We start from the raw sequence: 17,716 nt of genomic DNA, 5'->3' as shown, positions 1-17,716 counted from the left end.
GATGCTGAAACACCGGGAAAGACCATGAAAATCGCTAAAATACTCAATAATAACGTGGTGATTACGCTGGACGACCGTCAGGAAGAGACGGTGGTAATGGGAAAAGGAATCGGCTTTAAAAAGAAGCCCGGCGACACGCTGGACGAAAGCCTGATCGAAAAGGTGTTCACCCATAACGGCGGCGAAATCGCCGAGCGCTATAAAGAGCTGCTCTCCGAGATCCCGCTGGCCTGCGTCACCACCGCCGACAGGATTATTACCCTCGCCCGCGAACGGCTGCCGGGCAAGTTGCACAACATCGTCTACATCACGCTGACCGATCATATCCACTTCGCCCTGCAGCGCCATGCGGAAGGGTTGGATATCAAAAATGCGTTGCTGTGGGAGATTAAAAAGCTCTATCCGGCCGAGTTCGCCGTCGGCCTGGAGGCGCTGGCCCTGATCGCCCAACGGCTGGATACCGCGTTGCCGGAAGACGAAGCCGGATTTATCGCCCTGCACCTGGTCAACGCCCAGCTTAACGACGAGATGCACAATACGCTGCACATCACCCGCGTGATGCAAGAGATCCTCAACCTGGTCAAATACCACTTCCGCTTTGATTACAACGAGGAAGCCCTGAGCTACCACCGTTTCGTCACCCATTTGAAATTCTTCGCCCAGCGCCTGCTGGGGAAAAACTACGTCGACAGCGACGACGACTCGCTGTATCAGGTGGTGAAAGAGAAATACCGTGAGTCATTCGCCTGCGCCGGCAAGATCAACCGCCACATCGAAAAGCACTATCAGCATCAGCTCACCACGGAAGAGATGATGTTCCTGACCATTCATATCGAACGGGTGCGCAGCGAAAGCGAGGAAAAACCGGCTTAACGGCGGGCGTCCGCCACCCGTACGCCGTACTGCGGAAACACCGCGTCGGCGGAGATCAGCGTCAGGCCTTCGGCCTGCGCCTGTGCGATCAGCATGCGATCGAAAGGATCCTGATGATAGGGCGGCAGTTGCCCGGCCTGTTGGCAGTGAAAGGCGTCCATCGGCAGCGCCAGAAAATCTTCGGCCTCGATGATCGCAAAGATGTCTTCCGGCAGCGCCAGCTTGCCCAGCGCCTGTTTGATCGAGATCTCCCAAATGCTGGCCGCGCTGACGTACACCGCATTGCCCGGATCGGCGATCTGCCTTTTGGCGTTCGCGCCCAGGCAGGCGTCATCAATCAGCCACCACAGCAATGTGTGGGTATCCAGCAGCAGACGCTTCATTCATCGCCCTCAAACAGCGCCGCAATGGCCGCATCCCCCGCGTTGAAATCCGCCGGTACGGTGAACTTGCCCTTGGCGGCACCGGGGCGGCGCGCTTCGCCCTGGATGGCGACCAGCTGTACGTACGGCTTCCCTGCTTTTGCAATAATCACGGTTTCTCCCTCCGCGGCTCTGTCCGCCAACTGGCTCAGATTGGATTTGGCTTCGTGCATATTGGCCTGAATCGGCATACGCGTCCTCCTTAGCTAAGTTAGCTAAAGCATAAGGCGCCGTCCAGTTTTTGTACAGGAAAGGGTTTAAAGCGCGAGCAGCCTCGCGCTTTGTTGCAACGCTTAGCGCTGCTGTTGCGGCCACAGCCAGGCCGCACCGCGTACGCCGCTGGAGTCGCCGTGAACCGCCTTGCGGATCGGCGTTTCACATTCGCCGCCGAACACCCAATCTTTCACCCGCTGCGGCACCGTGCGGTACAGGCGATCCACGTTGCTCATGCCGCCGCCGAGCACCACCACGTCCGGATCCAGAATGTTGATCACGTGCGCCAACGCTTTCGCCAGCCTCATTTCGTAGCGAACGATCGCCTGCTCCGCCAGCGCATCGCCCCGCTCGCTCAGCGCCATGATCTCGTGCCCTTGCAGCGCGTTGCCGCTCAGGCGCGCATAGTCGGTGGCGAAACCGGTGCCGGAAATAAAGGTTTCGATGCAGCCCGGCTTACCGCAGTAGCACGGCACGTCGCGGGCGTAGCGCAGCTCATCGTCATCCTGCCACGGCAGCGGGTTGTGGCCCCACTCGCCGGCGATGCCATTGCCGCCGGAATGCGCCAGGCCGTTCAGCGCCACGCCGGCGCCGCAGCCGGTGCCGATAATGACCGCAAACACGGTTTGCGCGCCGGCACCGGCGCCGTCGGTGGCTTCCGACACCGCCAGGCAGTTGGCGTCGTTGGCGATACGCACCTCGCGCGCCAACAGCACCGACAGATCCTTGTCCAACGGTTGGCCGTTGAGCCATACCGAGTTGGCGTTTTTCACCCGCCCGGTAAACGGCGACAGCGTGCCGGGAATGCCGATCCCGACCGATCCCTGTTCGCCGGTATGATCTTCCGCCAGTTTCACCAGCCCGGCGATCGCCGCCAAGGTTTGCCCGTAGTCATGGCGCGGCGTGGCGATACGATGGCGAAACAGCTCCCGCCCGTCGTCCGCCAACGCAATCACTTCAATTTTTGTCCCGCCCAAATCGATGCCAATGCGCACGTTTTTTTCTCCTCGATGCAGCGCAGCGTTGCCACAGCCTAATGTAAGCGCGCGGATGAATCACCTGTTTCCCTCTCCCCGGCCAGGCCTTTTCCGCTGCGTACGGCGACGCAATTCGGAGAGAATGGGGCGATTTTTCAGCGTCAATTCGTTATCATGCCGCCCTGCTTTTGACGAATCAGCGTGCCGAACGCACGCCCAGCCAGGGATAACATTATGCTGTGGTTTAAGAATTTGATGGTTTACCGTTTGAGCCGCGAAGTGGCGTTAAACGCGGATGAAATGGAAAAACAACTCAGCGCGTTCGCCTTCACGCCGTGCGGCAGCCAGGACATGGCGAAGACCGGCTGGGTCTCCCCGATGGGCTCGCACAGCGATGCGCTGACGCACGCGGTCAACGGCCAGATCGTCATCTGCGCGCGCAAGGAAGAGAAAATCCTGCCGTCGCCGGTCATCAAGCAAGAGCTGCAGGCCAAGATTGAGCGCCTGGAGGCGGAACAACACCGCAAACTGAAGAAAACCGAGAAAGACGCGCTGAAGGACGAAGTGCTGCACAGCCTGCTGCCGCGCGCGTTCAGCCGCTTCAATCAGACCTTCATGTGGATAGACACCGTCAACGATCTGATCATGGTCGATGCCGCCAGCGCCAAACGCGCCGAAGATACGCTGGCGCTGCTGCGCAAAAGCCTCGGCTCGCTGCCGGTGGTACCGCTGACCATGGAAAGCCCGATCGAACTGACGCTGACCGAATGGGTGCGTTCCGGCGAGATGCCGGCCGGCTTCGCCATTCAGGATGAAGCGGAACTGAAAGCGATTCTGGAAGAAGGCGGCGTGATCCGCTGCAAGAAACAGAATCTGATCAGCGACGAAATCGCGGTGCATATCGAAGCCGGCAAGCTGGTGACCAAACTGGCGGTGGACTGGCAGGAGCGCATTCAGCTGATGCTGTCGGACGACGGCTCGCTCAAGCGCCTGAAGTTCGCCGACACGCTGCGCGAGCAGAACGACGATATCGATCGCGATGACTTCGCTCAGCGCTTTGACGCCGACTTTATCCTGATGACCAGCGAGCTGGCGGCGTTGATCAAAAACACCATCGAAGCGCTCGGCGGCGAAGCCCAGCGTTAATCCCGCCGCAGAAACGACCAGGGCCCAGCATCCGCTGAGCCCTGCGTTCCCCTAACGAACAAAATTTATTTGCTCAGGTAGCGGCACAGATAGGCGGTCGCATCGGCCACCTGCAGGTTGAACTCGCTGTGCCCCGGCACGAAGAACTTCTCGCCCGGCGTAAACACCTGCCAGTCCGGCGCCCCCGGCAGCAGCACTTTCAGCGCCCCGGTGATCACCGTCATTTCTTCCGGTTGCGCGGTGGAGAAGGTGTATTCCCCCTCTTCCATCACGCCCACGCTGGTAAGACCGATGCTGCTACTGTCAAAACCGATAGACTTCACTTTTCCGGCAAAATACTCATTCACTTTCAGCATAGACTGGCACCCGCGTAATCATCTTGATGGAAAATCCATATTGGGGGATTGCGGTTGATCTGTCACTGGTTTTTCGCGCGAAATGCGATCGCGGCGCAGAGGAAAACGCTGCCGGGCCTCTCACCGGCAGCCAGGGCTGCTGAAGCCCTGGGCGATCCCTGGGCGTAAAGCGCCTGAGGCCGCGTCGAGCGGTGACTTATCGCTATTTGAATCAGTCGATTAACTCTGCGGCCAGCTTGGCGACCAGTACGTTCGACAGCAGCACCGGCACCGACAGACGCGCCTGCAAAAAGGCGCGATGGCGCTGGTGATAACCGATGCAGTCGAGCACCACCACCTCCGCCCCCTGCCGCAGCAGTGCGCAAGCCGCCAGCTCCAGCGCGGCTTCATCTGCCAGATAGGGGCTGGCGACGGCATAGCTCGGCGGCGTCGCCAGCTGCCGCCATTTACCCGCCTGCTGCCCAACCTGTTCCGCCATCGGCACCACGATGCCGACGCGGTGTGCGCCGACAATCGCGGAGATCAACGGCGGAATAATGCGGTCCGGCTCCAGCAACAGCGCCTGTTCCGCCTGCAAGCGGCCGAATTCGCCGGTGCACAGCAGCAGGATCACCTGGCACCCCGCCGCCTCCAGCTCGCGGATCTTCTGCTGCAACCCGCTTTCGACGCGAGCGGCACCGAGCGTCACCTGCGTGCCGTCCAACAGGCGCGACACCAGCAGCTTATCACCCTGTTGCGGCGCATAACGCTCGGCGATCTGCCCGGCATCCAGGCCGTCCAGCAAACCGACGTGCCTCACCCGCTCCGCCGGCAGATAAGCAGACAGCAGCGGCATGATATCGCTGCGCGGCGCCTGACCGAGGGTCAGCGTGGCGAATGAAGCCGTCATGGGTCTATCTCCTTTTTTGCAGGTGGCTCAGGCTGCCGTACAGCGCCAGCAGCTGGCCGTATTCGGCGGCATCGTAAAACCGGCAGGTGCCGCGGCCGAATTCTTTGGCGACTTCCACCGCGAATTTGGCCGCCAGCGCGATGTCCGTTTCGTGGCTGGCGCCGGTGCCGCAGCCCGGCACCACCGATTCGCTGCAAATCGCCACGCCAACCACCGGCGCCGCAGTAGCGGTCGAGGGCTGCAGGATGCTGTTGAGGTGATGCACGCCGTTGCCGTAAGGGGTGATGTCCTGCGTGGTGATCGGGAAGGTCACCGCCGGGCGGCCGCTGGTCATCTCCATGATGCGCAACAGATCTTCCGCCACCCGCAGGATGTAGCCCTCTTTCACCGTCGGCGACAGCGCATAGCCTTTGTGGTTGATGATACGGTTGCCTTTGGTGGTATCGATCGACAGGATGGCGTCCGCCTCCGGCACCACTTCATTATCGTTCATCGTCACGTCATCGATCGGCGAATCCATAAAATCGACCGGATCGTGCGGGCGGGTCGGCGCGTTCGGGCAAATATGGGTGGTGACGATCACATCGCCCGGCAGCGTATCGCCCTTACGCTGCATCTCCGCCAGCTTCAGCGCGGCGGCAATGGCAGCGATCGCGCCGTCGCCGTCGGACACCAGCCCGATACGCGTCGGCCGCGCGCCGATGCCGCCCAGGCGGCCGATAATGCCCAGCGTCGGCGCCGCACCGCCAGCGAATTTGCCTGCGCTACCGGGGATCTCGATGCGCACGAAATCGGTGCCACCCTTCGGCCCGTCGGCGCGCAAGGTGCTGGCCCGGATCACCGGGTAAGGCGCAAACAGATCGACGACGTCCTGGCCGCTGACGAATGCGCTATCCATCAATTCAAAAACCTGCAGCGTTTGTTGCAAACTCATGGTCGTTTTACCTCACCAATGTCATCGGCAGGGGCTATTTGCCCTTGCTGGAAAAAATCGAGCTGAAGAAGTTGTAGAGCGCGTCGCCGGCGATAAACCCGGCCGCCATGATCTCCATCGGCGTGCGGCCGCGATCGCCCCAACGGCGCAGGATCGCCACGCGCAGCGCGATGCCCACCAGCACCGCCCACCCGGCCAAGGCGTTGTTGATCAGCAGGCCGGTCGCCAGCAGCACGCCGAGCTGGCGCTTAGGGCCGCCGATCAGCTGTACCACGGCGCCGGGGATCGCCCAGATCAAAAGGCTCCAGGCGATGCCCGGCTGCGCACCGGCTTCGATGGTCTTCGCGTAAACGCGCGCGACCGGCGGGATCAGGTCCTGCAGGAAATAGCTGTGATAAGAGAGGTAAACCACCGGAATGGCGATGAGGAAGGCGATCAGCGCCGCAAACAGCTGAATGCGGCGCCCCAGCAGCTCCTGCCGCAGATCCTCGCCGTAGCCGCGCAGGATGAAGCCGGCTTTCAAATCAAAGCCCATGTCGGCGAAAGCCGGCCCGGTGGCGGCGGTAAAACCGGTCAGGATGCACAGCGCCAGCGGTGGGAAACCGATCAGGATACCGACGATCAGGGTGATCAACGCCACCGCGAACGCCGGAAACCAGCCGGAGTGCATGGCGGCGATACCGACGATCAGCTCATGAACGAAAGCGGCGAACGCCGCGTAAATCACGAACAGCGCCAACATCGGCAGCGACATCTCGCTAAACAGCCCGCCGACCAGAGCCAAAAACGCGGCGATGGCGATGTAGCCGACTGCGCCCAGGCCGAGCGCTTTGCTTACCGCACTGTCCGGCTGGGTATAACCGGCGCTATCGGCGCGGCGGCTACGGATCACCTGCGCAACCTGGATCAGCGCCACCAGGCCGGCGCCGACCATCACGCCGTGCGGAATAAAATGGACATTGATATCGAAACCGGCCACCGGCTCGGCGTAAGCCCGCAGCAATAGCCCGACGCCGAACATGCTCAGCGCCCAGATATTGCCGATAAAGGCGGTGCCGAAGGCCGCCATGGGGATCTTGAGCATTGATCCGGCGATGCCCACCCCTACGCCCACCACCAAAAGCCAGGCCTGCTTGCCGCCGCGATCGCCGGCTTTAATCGCCTCCGCGGCGGCGACGCCGGGCGGCCAGGCATTGGCGGCGGGAAACACTTTGGTATCGAACAGGCGATAAAGCAGATAGGCGTCGAGCAGCATCGCCGCCGCCACGCCGCAGAACATCGGTAAAATAAGCTGCGGTTGCCCCATCACGTAAGGCACCGCAATCGGCATCAGCAGGCAATTGGCCGCGCCGAAGGTGGCGGAGGAGATCACCGTCTGCGCCAGGTTCTGGGTGTGCACCGAGCGGTAGCGTTGGAACATTTGCAGCGGAATACGTGCCAACAGCATGGCGATCAGCGCACCGATGATCGAGGTGTTGGGCGTCACGCCCAGCGTGGTGATCAGCTGAACGCCGATGATCGCTCCCACCACCGAAAGCAGCGCCATGACCAACAGCGTGCCGGCCTCTTTTAGCGGATTATTTGATTTCATGCTTGGTTTCCCTGAATATTCCCTGCCGCGTGGCGGAAATAACGCCAGGCGATAGCTCGCCGCGGCAGTTCCATTATTTGGAACTGCCGGCGTCATAACGTGATTATTTTCTTATTTACCCTATCTATTTATCACCAATAAAATACGGTGAAATATAATTAATGAGTTCCCTGGTGTCGGCGCTCGTTAATTATGATGCAACACGATAGCTCAGGCGCGTTATTTGATCTGCTGCCAATAATCATCGCCATATTTTTCCGCCAGTTGGCGGCTGACTGCGATTAATTCAGCCAGGACTTCCGGTACAAACGGCTGCTCCTCGCCCTGCGAGGGGAAGGACAGGCACAACCCCACCGTCTCGCTGCCGTGCTTGTTCACCAGCGCGGTCGCCAGCGAACTGATGCTGTTCAGGGTTTCATTGCGCGCCAGCGACCATCCCTCACGCCTCACCTGCTGCAACTTCTGCAACAGCGCATCCAACGTTTGCGGCGCATTGGGCGAAGTCGCCCGGTAACCGCCGGCGTAACGCGCCCGAACCTGCTCGTCGCTTTCACGCGCCAATATCGCCCGGCCGACCGAGGTTTCCGCCGCCGGTGAACGGTAACCCGCCGGAGTCACCACCTGCAAAAAGTGGCGGCCGGGGAACATGCGCATCACCATGATTTCCTGCCCTTCCAATATCGAAAGGTAGCCGGTACAGGCCGTCTGGCGGCACAGCTGCGCCATACTGGCCGCCAGGCTGTCCACCAGCGGCATCGACAGGTAGTGGCTGGATGCCGCCAGCAACAGCGCGCCGATGCGGTAACGCCGGCTATCAGGATCGCGCTCCAGCATGCCCTGATTTTCCATGGTCTGCAGCAGGCGCGATACCGTGCTTTTCGGCAACGCCAGTTGGCCCACCACGTCGCTGAATGCAATGCCCGGCTGGCCATGCATCACGCGTTGTTGAGAAAAGAGTTTTAATACCGCAGCGGCATTTTCCAGCGTTGTCATGATCCGCCTTGTTCCATTATATGGAACTCAGTTCCTGTTTTATAATTAAAAACTAGAACCCGAACTCCTCAGCGTCAAGCTGTTTATTTTTTGTCAGCCGCGAAATAAAAGGCATTCGTGCTTTTTAAATGAAAATATCTCGCAGAACGCCAACTTATCCGCGCCAAATAAAATAACGATACGCTTCGAAAATAATGAATGGCAGGACAAGCTGCTGAAAAATGAGTTTATCAGGAGGAGATATTGTCGCGGCTCAAAAACCCGCGCCGCGCAAACTGAAATCGATCGGCAACGTCAATTCCACCGTGCCGTTGACGTAAGCATCCGCCGGCGGCGTAGGCAACGGCGAAGCGCGCTTGACCAGCGCCTGGATTTCGCGATCCAGCGACGGCAGCCCGGCGCTGCTGACCAGCGTCACCGCCAGCACATGGCCCTGCCTGTCCAACGTGAAACGCACCTGCCCGACGCCCTGGCGCTTCAGCCGCAATGCGTCTTTGGGGTAACGCTTAAAGCGATTAAGGCGGCTGTTGATACGGCTGCGCCAGCTATCCTCCCCCGCCTGCGCATAGGGCGTCAGGCGGGTCTGCGGCGCGGCCGTTTTATCCGCCCGGCCCGGCGGCGGCGCGCCGACGCTTTGCTCCTGAACCTTCGGCGGCGCGATCGTTTTCTCCTGCGGCGGCGTGCGTGGCGGGAGGGTTTTCTTCACCGGCTTGGGCGGTTTTTTCTGCTTCGGCGCTACGGCGATGTTCGGCCGTACGGCTTCAGGCACCTTCACCGTCGGCAAGGGTTCCGGCGGCGCCGGCGGTTCAACCTGAGGCGGCGGCGTCCTTTCTCCCGGCGGTTGTTTTACCTCGGCCGGGGCCTGCGGTGCGGCGGCCATCACCACCATGACCGCCGGCGGCGGCACCCACGGCGGCGCGGCCTTGTCTCGCCAGGGCCAGAGCAGCGCCGCGGCCAGCAGGTGCAGCGCCAGCACCAGCACCAGGCAACGGCGCCAGGGCATAGCGGCGCCGGGCGCGGCGAAAGGCAGTGGAGAAACCGACATGCTCACTCTTCCGTCAGCGCCAGATGAAGGCGATCGGTCAGCGGTTTGAACAGGTAGTTCATCATCGAACGCTCGCCGGTGCGGATGAACCCTTCGACCGGCATCCCCGGGCGGATCTCCAACCCGTTCAACCGCTGCAGACCCGCTTCGCTGACCTTGGCGCGCACGCTGTAATAGGGCGCACCGCTTTTCTCGTCGGTCAGGCGATCGGCCCCGACCAGCGTCACTTCGCCCTCAACGCGCGGTGTGGTGCTTTGGTTAAACGCCGAGAACAACAGCTCGACCGGCAAGCCCACCTGCACCTTGTCGATCAGCTCGACCGGAATACGCGCCTCTACCTGCAGCCCCCGATCGCTGGGCACGATCTCCATCAGCTGCTGACCGGCGCCGATCACGCCGCCTTCGGTGAACACGCTCAGCCCCACCACGGTGCCCGCCACCGGCGCTTTCACCTGCGTATGGCCCAGATCGGCCTCTGCCTTGGCCAGGCGGTTATCCAGTTCGTCCAGCTTCATCCGCACCTCGGCCAGCTGGCTGCTGACCTCTTTCTGATACTCTTCCCGCCGCTGGATCGCCCGCAGCTTCAGCTCCAGGATCTGGCGCCCCAGGCGGCCGATATTGCCCGTGTCCTCGGACGCCTGGCCGTCGATCTGCGCATACTGCCCTTCCAGATCCAGCAGCCGGTTGCGCGCCACATACCCCTGCGCCGCCAGCTTGCGCATGCCGCCCAGCTGCTCCTGCAACATGGCCTTTTGCCGCTGTTTGCTGGCGTAAGACTGCCGGATCCCCTCCAGCATCGCCTGCGATCCGGCGATGCTCTCCGCGATCGCCGCCAGCTCGCTCTGCAACGCCGCACGGCGGCTGGTGAACAGCTGCTGTTGCAACAGCATCAACGACATCACCTCCGGCTCCTCCCGCCGCGCTTGCAACAACGCGGGGAAAACGATCGCCTGCAGGCCGTCGCGCTCGGCCTGCAGCCGCGCCCGCTGCGCGGCGTTGCTCAACTGCTGGCTGCGCAGCGCATCGCGCTGGGTGCGGCTGTCGACGGTATCCATCAGCAACAGCACCTGCCCGGCGCGGACCCGATCCCCCTCATGCACCTGAATTTGCGACACCACGCCGCCGCTCGGGTGCTGTACCGCCTTGCGGTTACCGGCCACCACCACGCTGCCGGAAACCGGCACGCCCTTATCCAACGGTGCCAACAGCCCCCACAGCAGGAAGCCGCCAAATCCCAGCAGCACCAGCCAGCTGCCGAGCCGCAGATGACGCCCTTCGTCGAACTGTCGGGAAAGGGCGTCGATATCGCCGGGGATCACACTCTGATTGCTCATACTTTTCGTTCACCGCTGGCCGTTTTGGCAAAGTTGGCGTAGTTGACGTTGAAACCGCCGCTGCTGCGGCCGGCATTGGCCGGTACGGCAGCGGGCGTAAAACCAGGCAGTTTCTTCAGGATGGCGTCGCTGGGGCCGAAGTGCTGCACCTGACCGGCAGCCAGCACCAGCAATTTGTCGGTCGTCGCCAGGATCGCCGGTTTATGAGTCACCAACACGCTGGTGGTGCCGCGCGCCTTCAGCGCTTCGATCGCCCGCTGCAGCGCCTCTTCCCCTTCACGATCGAGGTTGGCATTCGGTTCATCCAGCACCACCAACGCCGGAGAGCCATACAGCGCGCGCGCCAGCGCCACCCGCTGACGCTGGCCGCCGGACAGGCCGCTGCCGCTCTCGCCCAGCTCGGTTTCATACCCTTTGGGCAAATGCAGGATCAATTGGTGCACGCCGGCCAGCGCGGCGGCGGCCACCACCTTCTCGGCGTCAACCTGGCCAAAGCGGGCGATGTTTTCCGTCAGCGTACCGGCGAACAGCTGGATATCCTGCGGCAGATAGCCGATATGCGGCCCCAGCTGCTGTTTGTCCCACTGCCGGAGATCCGCGCCGTCCAGCCGCACGTCGCCGCTGAGCGGCGTCAGCGCGCCGACCAGTTGGCGCATCAGCAGCGTTTTGCCGGAGCCGGATGCGCCAATGACGCCCAGCACCTCGCCGGCCTCCAGACGAAAACTGACGCCGTGCAACACCGGTACGCTCCCCCCGGGCGCAGCGGCGGTCAGCTGATTCACGGCCAATGCGCCGCTGGGCGCCGGCAGCGGCAGGCTCGCCGCCTGCGGCGGGTTGGCGGCCAGCATCACCTCCAGCCGCTGCAGGGACTGGCGCGCCGACGACCACTGCTTCCAGGCGCCGATCAGCTGATCGATCGGCCCCAGCACCCTGCCAATCAGGATCGATCCGGCGATCATCATGCCCGGCGTAATGTCGCCGTTGATCGCCAGCAGCGCCCCGCAGCCCAACATCAGCGACTGCAGCGCCAGCCGCACGGTTTTCGACCAGGCGGTGACGGCGGCGATTTTCTCGCTGGCGCGGTTCTGCAACAGCAGGAACTGCTGATGCTGCCGTAGCCAGCGCAGGCGTAAATCGGTCAGCATCCCCATGGCGGCGATGGCCTCCGCATTGCGCAGGTTGCCGTTGGCCTGCTGCGTGGCGCTCAGCGCGACCCGGCCGGCCTCCGCGAGCGGCGCCTGCGACACCCGCTGGTTGAGCCAGGCCAGCAGCACCAGCACGATCACTCCGGCGCTGGCCAACGCGCCAAGCCAGGGGTGGAGCAGAAAAACCACCAGCAGATAAACCGGGAACCAGGGGGCATCGAAAAAGGCGAACAGCGCATTGCCGGTGGCGAACTGGCGCAGGTTGGTCAGATCGTTCAGCGCCTGCCCCGCCAGCGGGTTGCCGGTTTTCAGATTGGTTTCGAAGGCGGCGTCGTAGACCCGCTGATTCAGGCGCATATCCATCTGGGCGCCGAGGCGGATCACCACCTGACTGCGCACCCACTCCAGCAGCCCCATAAACAGGTAAAGGCCGACCACCATCAGGGTCAGCATCGCCAGCGTCATGCGGTTGCCCGACGGCAACACGCGATCGTAGACCTGCAACATGTACAGCGCCGGGGCCAGCATCAGCAGGTTGATCACCGCAGTAAACAGCGCGATGCCCCAAAATCCGCGCCGGTATGCGGCCAGCACGCTCATCACTTCTCCGCGCCTGACGGCGTTTTTCATGGCGTTTTCCATCGGCTAAAAACGAGAAAATGCCCGCCGGGGCGCGCGGCACCGGCGGGCAAACGGCCGCGATCAGGCCGCCAGCAGTTCCGGGCTGTCGGCATGCTGCACGCCCACCGCCGTCGCCGCCGCCACCTGATCGAAGGTGGAATTGACGCTCAGGCCGTAGTCGTCGAGGATGCCGTTCAGCGCGGTTTCCAGCGCGCCGGTATCGCCGGACATCAGGCCGTACACCACCTGGTGTACCACGCCATCGTGGCCCTGCGCCTGCAGGCTGCTGAGGTTCAGGCCGCCGAAGCTGACGTCAGGCACCTGGATGTTGTAAGGCGTGGAGCCGCCGCCGTTCAGGCCGTCGCCGAACGACAGCGAATCCAGCTGGCCGTACAGGGTGTGCGCCGGGGCATTGAACAAGGTGTAGGTCAGGTTGCCGCCCGCCACGAACGAGGTAACGTTGTTGGCGGTGCTGGTCACGGCGTATTGGCTGCCGGACAGGCTGCCGCCATAGAAGCCGCCGCTGTTGGAGTCGGTGACGTTACCGTTGGTGTGGTTGATATCGCCAAATGACGACGCCCACTCGTTCAGATAGTTATGGATGCTGTAGCTGCCGAAGCTGCTGTCATAGTTGACTGAAAATGCCATTTCTCTATCTCCATTGATGAATGGCGCCCCTTGCGAGGCCGCCCTTGTGCTCAAGAATGAGCAACGCCCTTTTACTGCTTAAAAACGGTATTCCACCCCGCCCTGCACGGTGCGGCCACGCCCCAGCGTGTTGGCCAGCGTCTCGCCGTAGCTGACGACGTAGGCGCGGTTGGTCAGGTTCTCCACCGAGCCGCGCAGCGTCAGGCTGTCGGTCAGCTTGTAGCTGGCGTACAGATCGAACAGGGTGTACTTCGGCCAGTCGGCCAGGTACGGGTAGTTGGACGGCACCGAGCTGTCCTGATAGCCCGGCGCGAAGCGCACGGTCACCCCGGCGTCCAGCTTGCGATCGAAGGCGCGGCCGCCCAGCGTCACCGAGCCGCGATCGCCCGGCAGATAGGCAGCGGTGCCGAACTGCGAGCCGCCGTCGCACGTGACGGCATCATTGGACGCGGCATCCGGTTCAACATAGAAGTTGCCGCGGCGCGAACCGTCGCCGTAGCGCAGACGCCCTCCCAGCCAGGCTTTGTTCGAGCAGAACTCGTTTTTGCCGATCATGTGGGTGTAGGTCAGGTCGGCGTAGAACACCCCGGCGTCATAGTTGAGCTGATACTCCAGCCCGCGGAAGCGGGTTTTCGACAGGTTGTTGACGTAAGCGGCATTGCCGATGCTCGGCTGCACCAGCCCCGGTTTATTGCGGTCTATCGCCAGGTTGATGTAGTTATCCACTTTGGTGTCGAAGTAGGCCACCTTGGCCACCAGCCGATCGCCCTCAAACCACAGATCCGGCTGCTGCACGTTGAACCCGACTTCCCAGGCGCGCGAGCGCTCGGGCTGCAGGAACGGGTTAGGGTATTGCGTGGAAGAACTGTGCGCGCTGCCGTTGGTCAGCGTTTCGGTGATCGCCGGCGGCCGCCAGGATTTGCCGTAGGTGGAATACAGCTCCAGCCACTCCACGCCGGGGCGCACCGCCACCGCCAGCGTCGGCGACAGTTTGCCCTGATCGCGGTCAACCGCCCAATCCTCGCGGGTGGTGGTTGAACAGCCGGTCAGACGCAGCGCTTTGCAAGGATTATCAATCGTGTAGCGTTGCCCATCCTTAGCCAAATCCGGATAGCTCAGGCCGGTCTGGCCGCGCAGGCGATAGCGGTCGTAACGCAGCCCGCCCTCCAGCGTCAGCCAGCCGTCGTAGTCGTAGGTCAGGTTGGCGAACAGGCTGGCTACCGAACGGTTGCCGGCCGGCGTCACCCCTTCCATGCCCTGACGGGAAGAGTCGCTGGTCGCTTTGTCGTAATAGAACTCCAGCCCGTAGTTGGCGCGGAAGTCGTGCCCCGGCGCCAGGCTGAAGCGCGAGGTGTTTTGCGCCTGCGCGCCATAGGTACGCAGACGAGTGCGCGTCGCGTAGCCGTTGTCCAGCAGCGAGCTGGTGCTGTAGGTGTCGCTGTCGTCCTGAGTATCGACGTAATAAAGCTTGGCCTGAAAATCGAGCCAGTTGACGCCTTCCGGCGCCAGGCTGTAGTCGAACGCCGCATTGCGCGCCATCACGTCGCTGTAACCGGTGCGCTTCCAGCCCAGTTCATAGGGCGGGCGGGTGCCCAGGTTGGTCAAGGTGCCGGCGATCGGCGACGCGGTTTGGGTCTGCAGATAGCTCAGCTGCAGGCGCTGATTGGCGGGCAGGTTCCAGCCCACCTTGGCCAGCCGCGAGTGCATGCGGTAATTTGTGTCGGGGATTTTGTTGTTCTTGATGCTCTCGGCGTAGCGATCGTAATTGCCGGTGTCGTTATTGATGCGAATGTTGCCGATATCGCCCTTGTTGCCGGGCCAATAGTCGCCGAGGTGGCGTTCACTGGCGGCCAGCAGGATATCGCCGGTTTCGTTGCCCAATGCCAGTATGCCGCTGCCGATGAAGTGGGTGCCGTTATCGCCGGTGCTGGCGTGCAGCTTGCCGCCCAGCTCTTTGCCCGGCGCCAGGAAATCGCTCGCGCTGACGGTATTGAAGGTGGCGATACCGCCGAGCGTACCGGCGCTGCCCATGCCGCCGGAGGTGCCCTTGTCGATGGTCACGCCGGACAGCAGCTCGGAATCGATGTACATGGTGCCGTTACGCTGGCCATGGCCGCTCTTTTGAAAATTCTGCCGCATGCCGTCGATGTTCATGTTCACCCGGCCATAGTCTTGTATGCCGCGGATGTTGACCGACAGCGCCGGATCTTGCTGGCTGACGCTGGAATAGGCCCCCGTCGTCTGCTCCAGAATATCGGCCGCGTGTCGCGCCGGGCGGTTATCCATCTGTTCGCGGCTGATGACGCTGACCGAGCGCGGTTCGTCGTAAACCCAATCGTTGGCGTTGATGCCGCCGGCGCCCAGCACCGTCAGGCTATCCAGCGCCAGCGCACCGCCGTCGCCGTTTGCCGTCGGCAGCCGGCTCAATACGATCTGCCCCTGCGGCTGCAGGCGGAAAGCCACCGGATTGTCGCCAATCAAGCGCCGCAGGCCCTGTTCGACGCTCATGCTGCCGTTCAGCGCTGCCGCCTGCATGCCGTCGAGCTTCACCTCGTCGAAAAATACCTGCATATCGGCCTGCTCGGCGAAGCGCAACATGGCGCTCTGCAGCGGCTGCGCCGCAATGTTGAAATGCTTTTGCTGTGCGGCCTGCGCGCTGCTCGCGTCAGCCTGGGCGGCGAGCGCCACCGCCGGCTGAGTCAGCATCATCGCCGCCAGCGCGGCGCGTAGCGCCGTGGCCAATCGGCCGGCCGGCGTGGTTCCCTTGTGAATAAACATGCGTGTGTGTTCCACCCGAAAGAATGCCAAACCAAGTGATAATGGAAATCAATCTCGTTTAAACATAAGGACGTTCCGGGAGGCAAAAACCCGTAAAGATTTTTTACAGAAAGTGAAAATAGCGGCGAAACGGGCATCCCGGCCCGCCTTTGCCGCTCAGTACAGCAGCGTGATGCCGGGGAGATTCAGCTGACGGGCGGAGAGTTCCTGACGAATGGCGCCGACGCCGTCATCGAGTTTATTGAGCGCGAACACGCCACTCACCGTGCGTGCTCTTAGCGCGGGGTTGACCGCCACGATGCGGGTTTCGCGATAGCGATTGAGCTGCGCGAGCGCCTGCGCCAGCGGTTGGCGGTCGATCACCAGCCAGCCGCGCCGCCAGGCGTCATCACCGGCCGCTTGCCGCGTCAGCCACAGCAGGCCGCTGCGGTAATGCGCCGCCTGACGTTGCGCGACCACCAGCGAGCGCTCGCCGCGCTCGAGCGTCACCCGCACACTGTGCTGATGCACGCTGACATCCACGCCCTGCTCGGTGCGCGCTACGCTGAACTCGGTGCCCAGCGCCTGCGTGACGCCATTTTCCGCCTCCACCCTGAACGGGCGACGTTCCGCCCCGCCCAGCGGCGCGACGATAAAATAGGCGGTGCCGCGCAGCAATCGCACCTTGCGCTCGTCTGCAGAATACGCCAGCGCGATCGCGCTGCCGCTGTCCAGCGCCACCCGGCTGCCGTCCGGCAACGCAACTTCGCGCACTTCGCCGCGAACGGTTTGATAATCCGCCTGCATGCCTATCCACAGATCCGGCCCGCGATAAACGCCGAAGGAAACGGCGATCGCCACCGCCGCCTCCACCGCCCAGCGTGGCCATCGATGGCGAGAGGGCGTTTTCAGCGCCGCCACCTGCGGCTGTAAGGCCTGCCGCTGCTCTGGCGGCAGCTGCCCCAGCGTCGCCCAAAGCTGGCGCGCCTGACGCAGCGCCGCCGGATGCTGCGGATCATCGGCCAGCCAGGCGTCCAGCGCTTGCCGCCGTTCGGCGGGCAGCGCCCCTTCGGCCAGGCGTACGGCCCAGGCGGCCGCCTGCTGTCGCGCCTGCGCGGTTAGCGGTTTCATGATGACGTAGCCCCCTGTTTTTTCTGGTTATAGGTTAAGACGTCTGAGGGCGGATAAACCCGTAAAAAAATTGCCATTATTGTTCTTCCATACGCGCCATCAGCCGCTCGAGCGCGCTGGCCAGGTGTTTTTCCACCGTGCTGAGCGACACGCCCAGCTGCGCCGCCACCTGCGCCTGGGTCAGGCCATCGAGCCGGTTAAGGCGGAAAATCTGCTGCGTGCGCGACGGCATGCCCGCCAACGCCTGTTGCAACAGCTGCAGCAGTTGGCTATCGATCGCCAGTTGTTCAAGCGCCGGTTCGCCGGAGGGATACTGCGCCAGAATGTCGTCTTCTACCGCTTCGGTCTGCCGCCGCTGCTGCTGGCGCAGATGGTCGAGCATCAGGTTTTTGGCGGTTTTATACAGGTAGGCCTCAATATCGAGAATGTTACCCTGCGGGTATTGCTCGGTAAGGCGGGTAAAACTTTCCTGCGCCAAATCCGCGGCCAGCTGAGGGTCGCGCAGTTTAGCGTTCAAATAAGTTTGCAGCGGCCGCATGTGGCGCAGAAACAGCGCCTGCAACTCGGAATTGGACATCTCTTTTCCCAGAAGTGAAACACCCAATAGGGGCGATAAAAATCACATAAATGATTATCATTAT

At 62.5% G+C, this 17,716-nt stretch carries 17 protein-coding genes; 2 read left to right on the top strand and 15 right to left on the bottom strand.

What is annotated here, in order from left to right; genetic code table 11:
- Positions 1 to 24 precede the first annotated feature (24 nt).
- A complete protein-coding gene (gene licT, locus ACUXAC_RS16850; protein ID WP_049270780.1) occupies positions 25 to 873 on the top strand; it encodes a BglG family transcription antiterminator LicT in 849 nt (282 codons plus the stop codon).
- Here the strand turns inward: licT and ACUXAC_RS16845 are convergent.
- The 3 genes from ACUXAC_RS16845 to mak form a co-directional block, all read right to left on the bottom strand.
- Positions 870 to 1,256, bottom strand: a complete 387-nt coding sequence (locus ACUXAC_RS16845; protein ID WP_038873221.1) for a type II toxin-antitoxin system VapC family toxin — start codon at positions 1,254 to 1,256, stop codon at positions 870 to 872. The two genes, licT and ACUXAC_RS16845, sit on opposite strands and share 4 nt — an antisense overlap.
- Positions 1,253 to 1,486, bottom strand: a complete 234-nt coding sequence (locus tag ACUXAC_RS16840; RefSeq protein WP_107227174.1) for a type II toxin-antitoxin system Phd/YefM family antitoxin — start codon at positions 1,484 to 1,486, stop codon at positions 1,253 to 1,255. Before ACUXAC_RS16840 ends, ACUXAC_RS16845 begins: the two co-directional genes overlap by 4 nt.
- A 102-nt stretch (positions 1,487 to 1,588) precedes the next feature.
- Positions 1,589 to 2,503 carry a fructokinase gene (mak, locus tag ACUXAC_RS16835; RefSeq protein WP_421115127.1) on the bottom strand — a complete coding sequence of 305 codons (915 nt, stop codon included), beginning with the start codon at positions 2,501 to 2,503 and terminating at the stop codon, positions 1,589 to 1,591.
- A 216-nt stretch (positions 2,504 to 2,719) separates the two neighbouring features.
- Between mak and rdgC the strand changes: the two genes are divergently transcribed.
- Positions 2,720 to 3,631 carry a recombination-associated protein RdgC gene (gene rdgC / locus ACUXAC_RS16830; RefSeq protein WP_004940461.1) on the top strand — a complete coding sequence of 304 codons (912 nt, stop codon included), beginning with the start codon at positions 2,720 to 2,722 and terminating at the stop codon, positions 3,629 to 3,631.
- A gap of 65 nt (positions 3,632 to 3,696) precedes the next feature.
- Here the strand turns inward: rdgC and ppnP are convergent, their stop codons facing one another.
- The 12 genes from ppnP to ACUXAC_RS16770 all read right to left on the bottom strand — a co-directional run bounded on the left by ppnP (position 3,697) and on the right by ACUXAC_RS16770 (position 17,652).
- Positions 3,697 to 3,987, bottom strand: coding sequence for a pyrimidine/purine nucleoside phosphorylase (gene ppnP, locus ACUXAC_RS16825; protein WP_004940463.1), 291 nt, complete (start codon positions 3,985 to 3,987; stop codon positions 3,697 to 3,699).
- Between the two features lie 211 nt (positions 3,988 to 4,198).
- Entirely contained in the window at positions 4,199 to 4,876 is a 678-nt protein-coding gene (locus ACUXAC_RS16820) for an AroM family protein (RefSeq protein WP_197862280.1), read from the bottom strand.
- Positions 4,877 to 4,880: 4 nt separating this feature from the next.
- The gene (locus ACUXAC_RS16815; protein WP_387443413.1) at positions 4,881 to 5,810 is read right to left on the bottom strand and encodes a DUF1177 domain-containing protein; all 930 of its coding nucleotides are present in this window, start codon (positions 5,808 to 5,810) and stop codon (positions 4,881 to 4,883) included.
- Positions 5,811 to 5,844: 34 nt separating this feature from the next.
- Entirely contained in the window at positions 5,845 to 7,401 is a 1,557-nt protein-coding gene (locus tag ACUXAC_RS16810; RefSeq protein ID WP_387443412.1) for an OPT/YSL family transporter, read from the bottom strand.
- Between the two features lie 219 nt (positions 7,402 to 7,620).
- Complete coding sequence (locus ACUXAC_RS16805; protein ID WP_060423304.1) at positions 7,621 to 8,394, bottom strand: IclR family transcriptional regulator; 774 nt, start codon at positions 8,392 to 8,394, stop codon at positions 7,621 to 7,623.
- 253 nt (positions 8,395 to 8,647) lie between these two features.
- Positions 8,648 to 9,439, bottom strand: a complete 792-nt coding sequence (locus tag ACUXAC_RS16800) for an energy transducer TonB (protein ID WP_060440590.1) — start codon at positions 9,437 to 9,439, stop codon at positions 8,648 to 8,650.
- Positions 9,440 to 9,441: 2 nt separating this feature from the next.
- The gene (locus ACUXAC_RS16795; protein WP_060423298.1) at positions 9,442 to 10,773 is read right to left on the bottom strand and encodes an HlyD family type I secretion periplasmic adaptor subunit; all 1,332 of its coding nucleotides are present in this window, start codon (positions 10,771 to 10,773) and stop codon (positions 9,442 to 9,444) included.
- Positions 10,770 to 12,548 carry a type I secretion system permease/ATPase gene (locus ACUXAC_RS16790; protein WP_387443407.1) on the bottom strand — a complete coding sequence of 593 codons (1,779 nt, stop codon included), beginning with the start codon at positions 12,546 to 12,548 and terminating at the stop codon, positions 10,770 to 10,772. Before ACUXAC_RS16790 ends, ACUXAC_RS16795 begins: the two co-directional genes overlap by 4 nt.
- Before the next feature lie 72 nt (positions 12,549 to 12,620).
- Complete coding sequence (locus ACUXAC_RS16785) at positions 12,621 to 13,187, bottom strand: heme acquisition protein HasA (protein ID WP_033642038.1); 567 nt, start codon at positions 13,185 to 13,187, stop codon at positions 12,621 to 12,623.
- A gap of 78 nt (positions 13,188 to 13,265) precedes the next feature.
- Positions 13,266 to 15,965, bottom strand: coding sequence for a TonB-dependent receptor (locus tag ACUXAC_RS16780; RefSeq protein WP_387443404.1), 2,700 nt, complete (start codon positions 15,963 to 15,965; stop codon positions 13,266 to 13,268).
- Between the two features lie 156 nt (positions 15,966 to 16,121).
- Positions 16,122 to 17,075, bottom strand: a complete 954-nt coding sequence (locus ACUXAC_RS16775) for a FecR family protein (RefSeq protein ID WP_454266788.1) — start codon at positions 17,073 to 17,075, stop codon at positions 16,122 to 16,124.
- A gap of 76 nt (positions 17,076 to 17,151) precedes the next feature.
- Entirely contained in the window at positions 17,152 to 17,652 is a 501-nt protein-coding gene (locus ACUXAC_RS16770; protein ID WP_060423284.1) for an RNA polymerase sigma factor, read from the bottom strand.
- Positions 17,653 to 17,716: the final 64 nt, after the last annotated feature.

It is taken from the genome of Serratia sp. 121840015-1, assembly GCF_053627655.1.
Note: the sequence above shows the minus strand (reverse complement) of the source record. Positions and strands in the feature narration are given on the sequence as shown.

Excerpts from the sequence above, each read along its gene's own strand:
- ACUXAC_RS16815 (WP_387443413.1), bottom strand. The coding sequence starts at position 5,810 with ATGAGTTTGCAACAAACGCTGCAGGTTTTTGAATTGATGGATAGCGCA.
- ACUXAC_RS16780 (WP_387443404.1), bottom strand. The coding sequence starts at position 15,965 with ATGTTTATTCACAAGGGAACCACGCCGGCCGGCCGATTGGCCACGGCG.
- licT (WP_049270780.1), top strand. The coding sequence starts at position 25 with ATGAAAATCGCTAAAATACTCAATAATAACGTGGTGATTACGCTGGAC.
- ACUXAC_RS16770 (WP_060423284.1), bottom strand. The coding sequence starts at position 17,652 with ATGTCCAATTCCGAGTTGCAGGCGCTGTTTCTGCGCCACATGCGGCCG.
- ACUXAC_RS16820 (WP_197862280.1), bottom strand. The coding sequence starts at position 4,876 with ATGACGGCTTCATTCGCCACGCTGACCCTCGGTCAGGCGCCGCGCAGC.
- rdgC (WP_004940461.1), top strand. The coding sequence starts at position 2,720 with ATGCTGTGGTTTAAGAATTTGATGGTTTACCGTTTGAGCCGCGAAGTG.
- ACUXAC_RS16785 (WP_033642038.1), bottom strand. The coding sequence starts at position 13,187 with ATGGCATTTTCAGTCAACTATGACAGCAGCTTCGGCAGCTACAGCATC.
- ACUXAC_RS16840 (WP_107227174.1), bottom strand. The coding sequence starts at position 1,486 with ATGCCGATTCAGGCCAATATGCACGAAGCCAAATCCAATCTGAGCCAG.
- ACUXAC_RS16800 (WP_060440590.1), bottom strand. The coding sequence starts at position 9,439 with ATGTCGGTTTCTCCACTGCCTTTCGCCGCGCCCGGCGCCGCTATGCCC.
- ACUXAC_RS16775 (WP_454266788.1), bottom strand. The coding sequence starts at position 17,075 with ATGAAACCGCTAACCGCGCAGGCGCGACAGCAGGCGGCCGCCTGGGCC.
- ppnP (WP_004940463.1), bottom strand. The coding sequence starts at position 3,987 with ATGCTGAAAGTGAATGAGTATTTTGCCGGAAAAGTGAAGTCTATCGGT.
- ACUXAC_RS16810 (WP_387443412.1), bottom strand. The coding sequence starts at position 7,401 with ATGAAATCAAATAATCCGCTAAAAGAGGCCGGCACGCTGTTGGTCATG.
- ACUXAC_RS16795 (WP_060423298.1), bottom strand. The coding sequence starts at position 10,773 with ATGAGCAATCAGAGTGTGATCCCCGGCGATATCGACGCCCTTTCCCGA.
- ACUXAC_RS16790 (WP_387443407.1), bottom strand. The coding sequence starts at position 12,548 with ATGAAAAACGCCGTCAGGCGCGGAGAAGTGATGAGCGTGCTGGCCGCA.
- ACUXAC_RS16805 (WP_060423304.1), bottom strand. The coding sequence starts at position 8,394 with ATGACAACGCTGGAAAATGCCGCTGCGGTATTAAAACTCTTTTCTCAA.
- ACUXAC_RS16845 (WP_038873221.1), bottom strand. The coding sequence starts at position 1,256 with ATGAAGCGTCTGCTGCTGGATACCCACACATTGCTGTGGTGGCTGATT.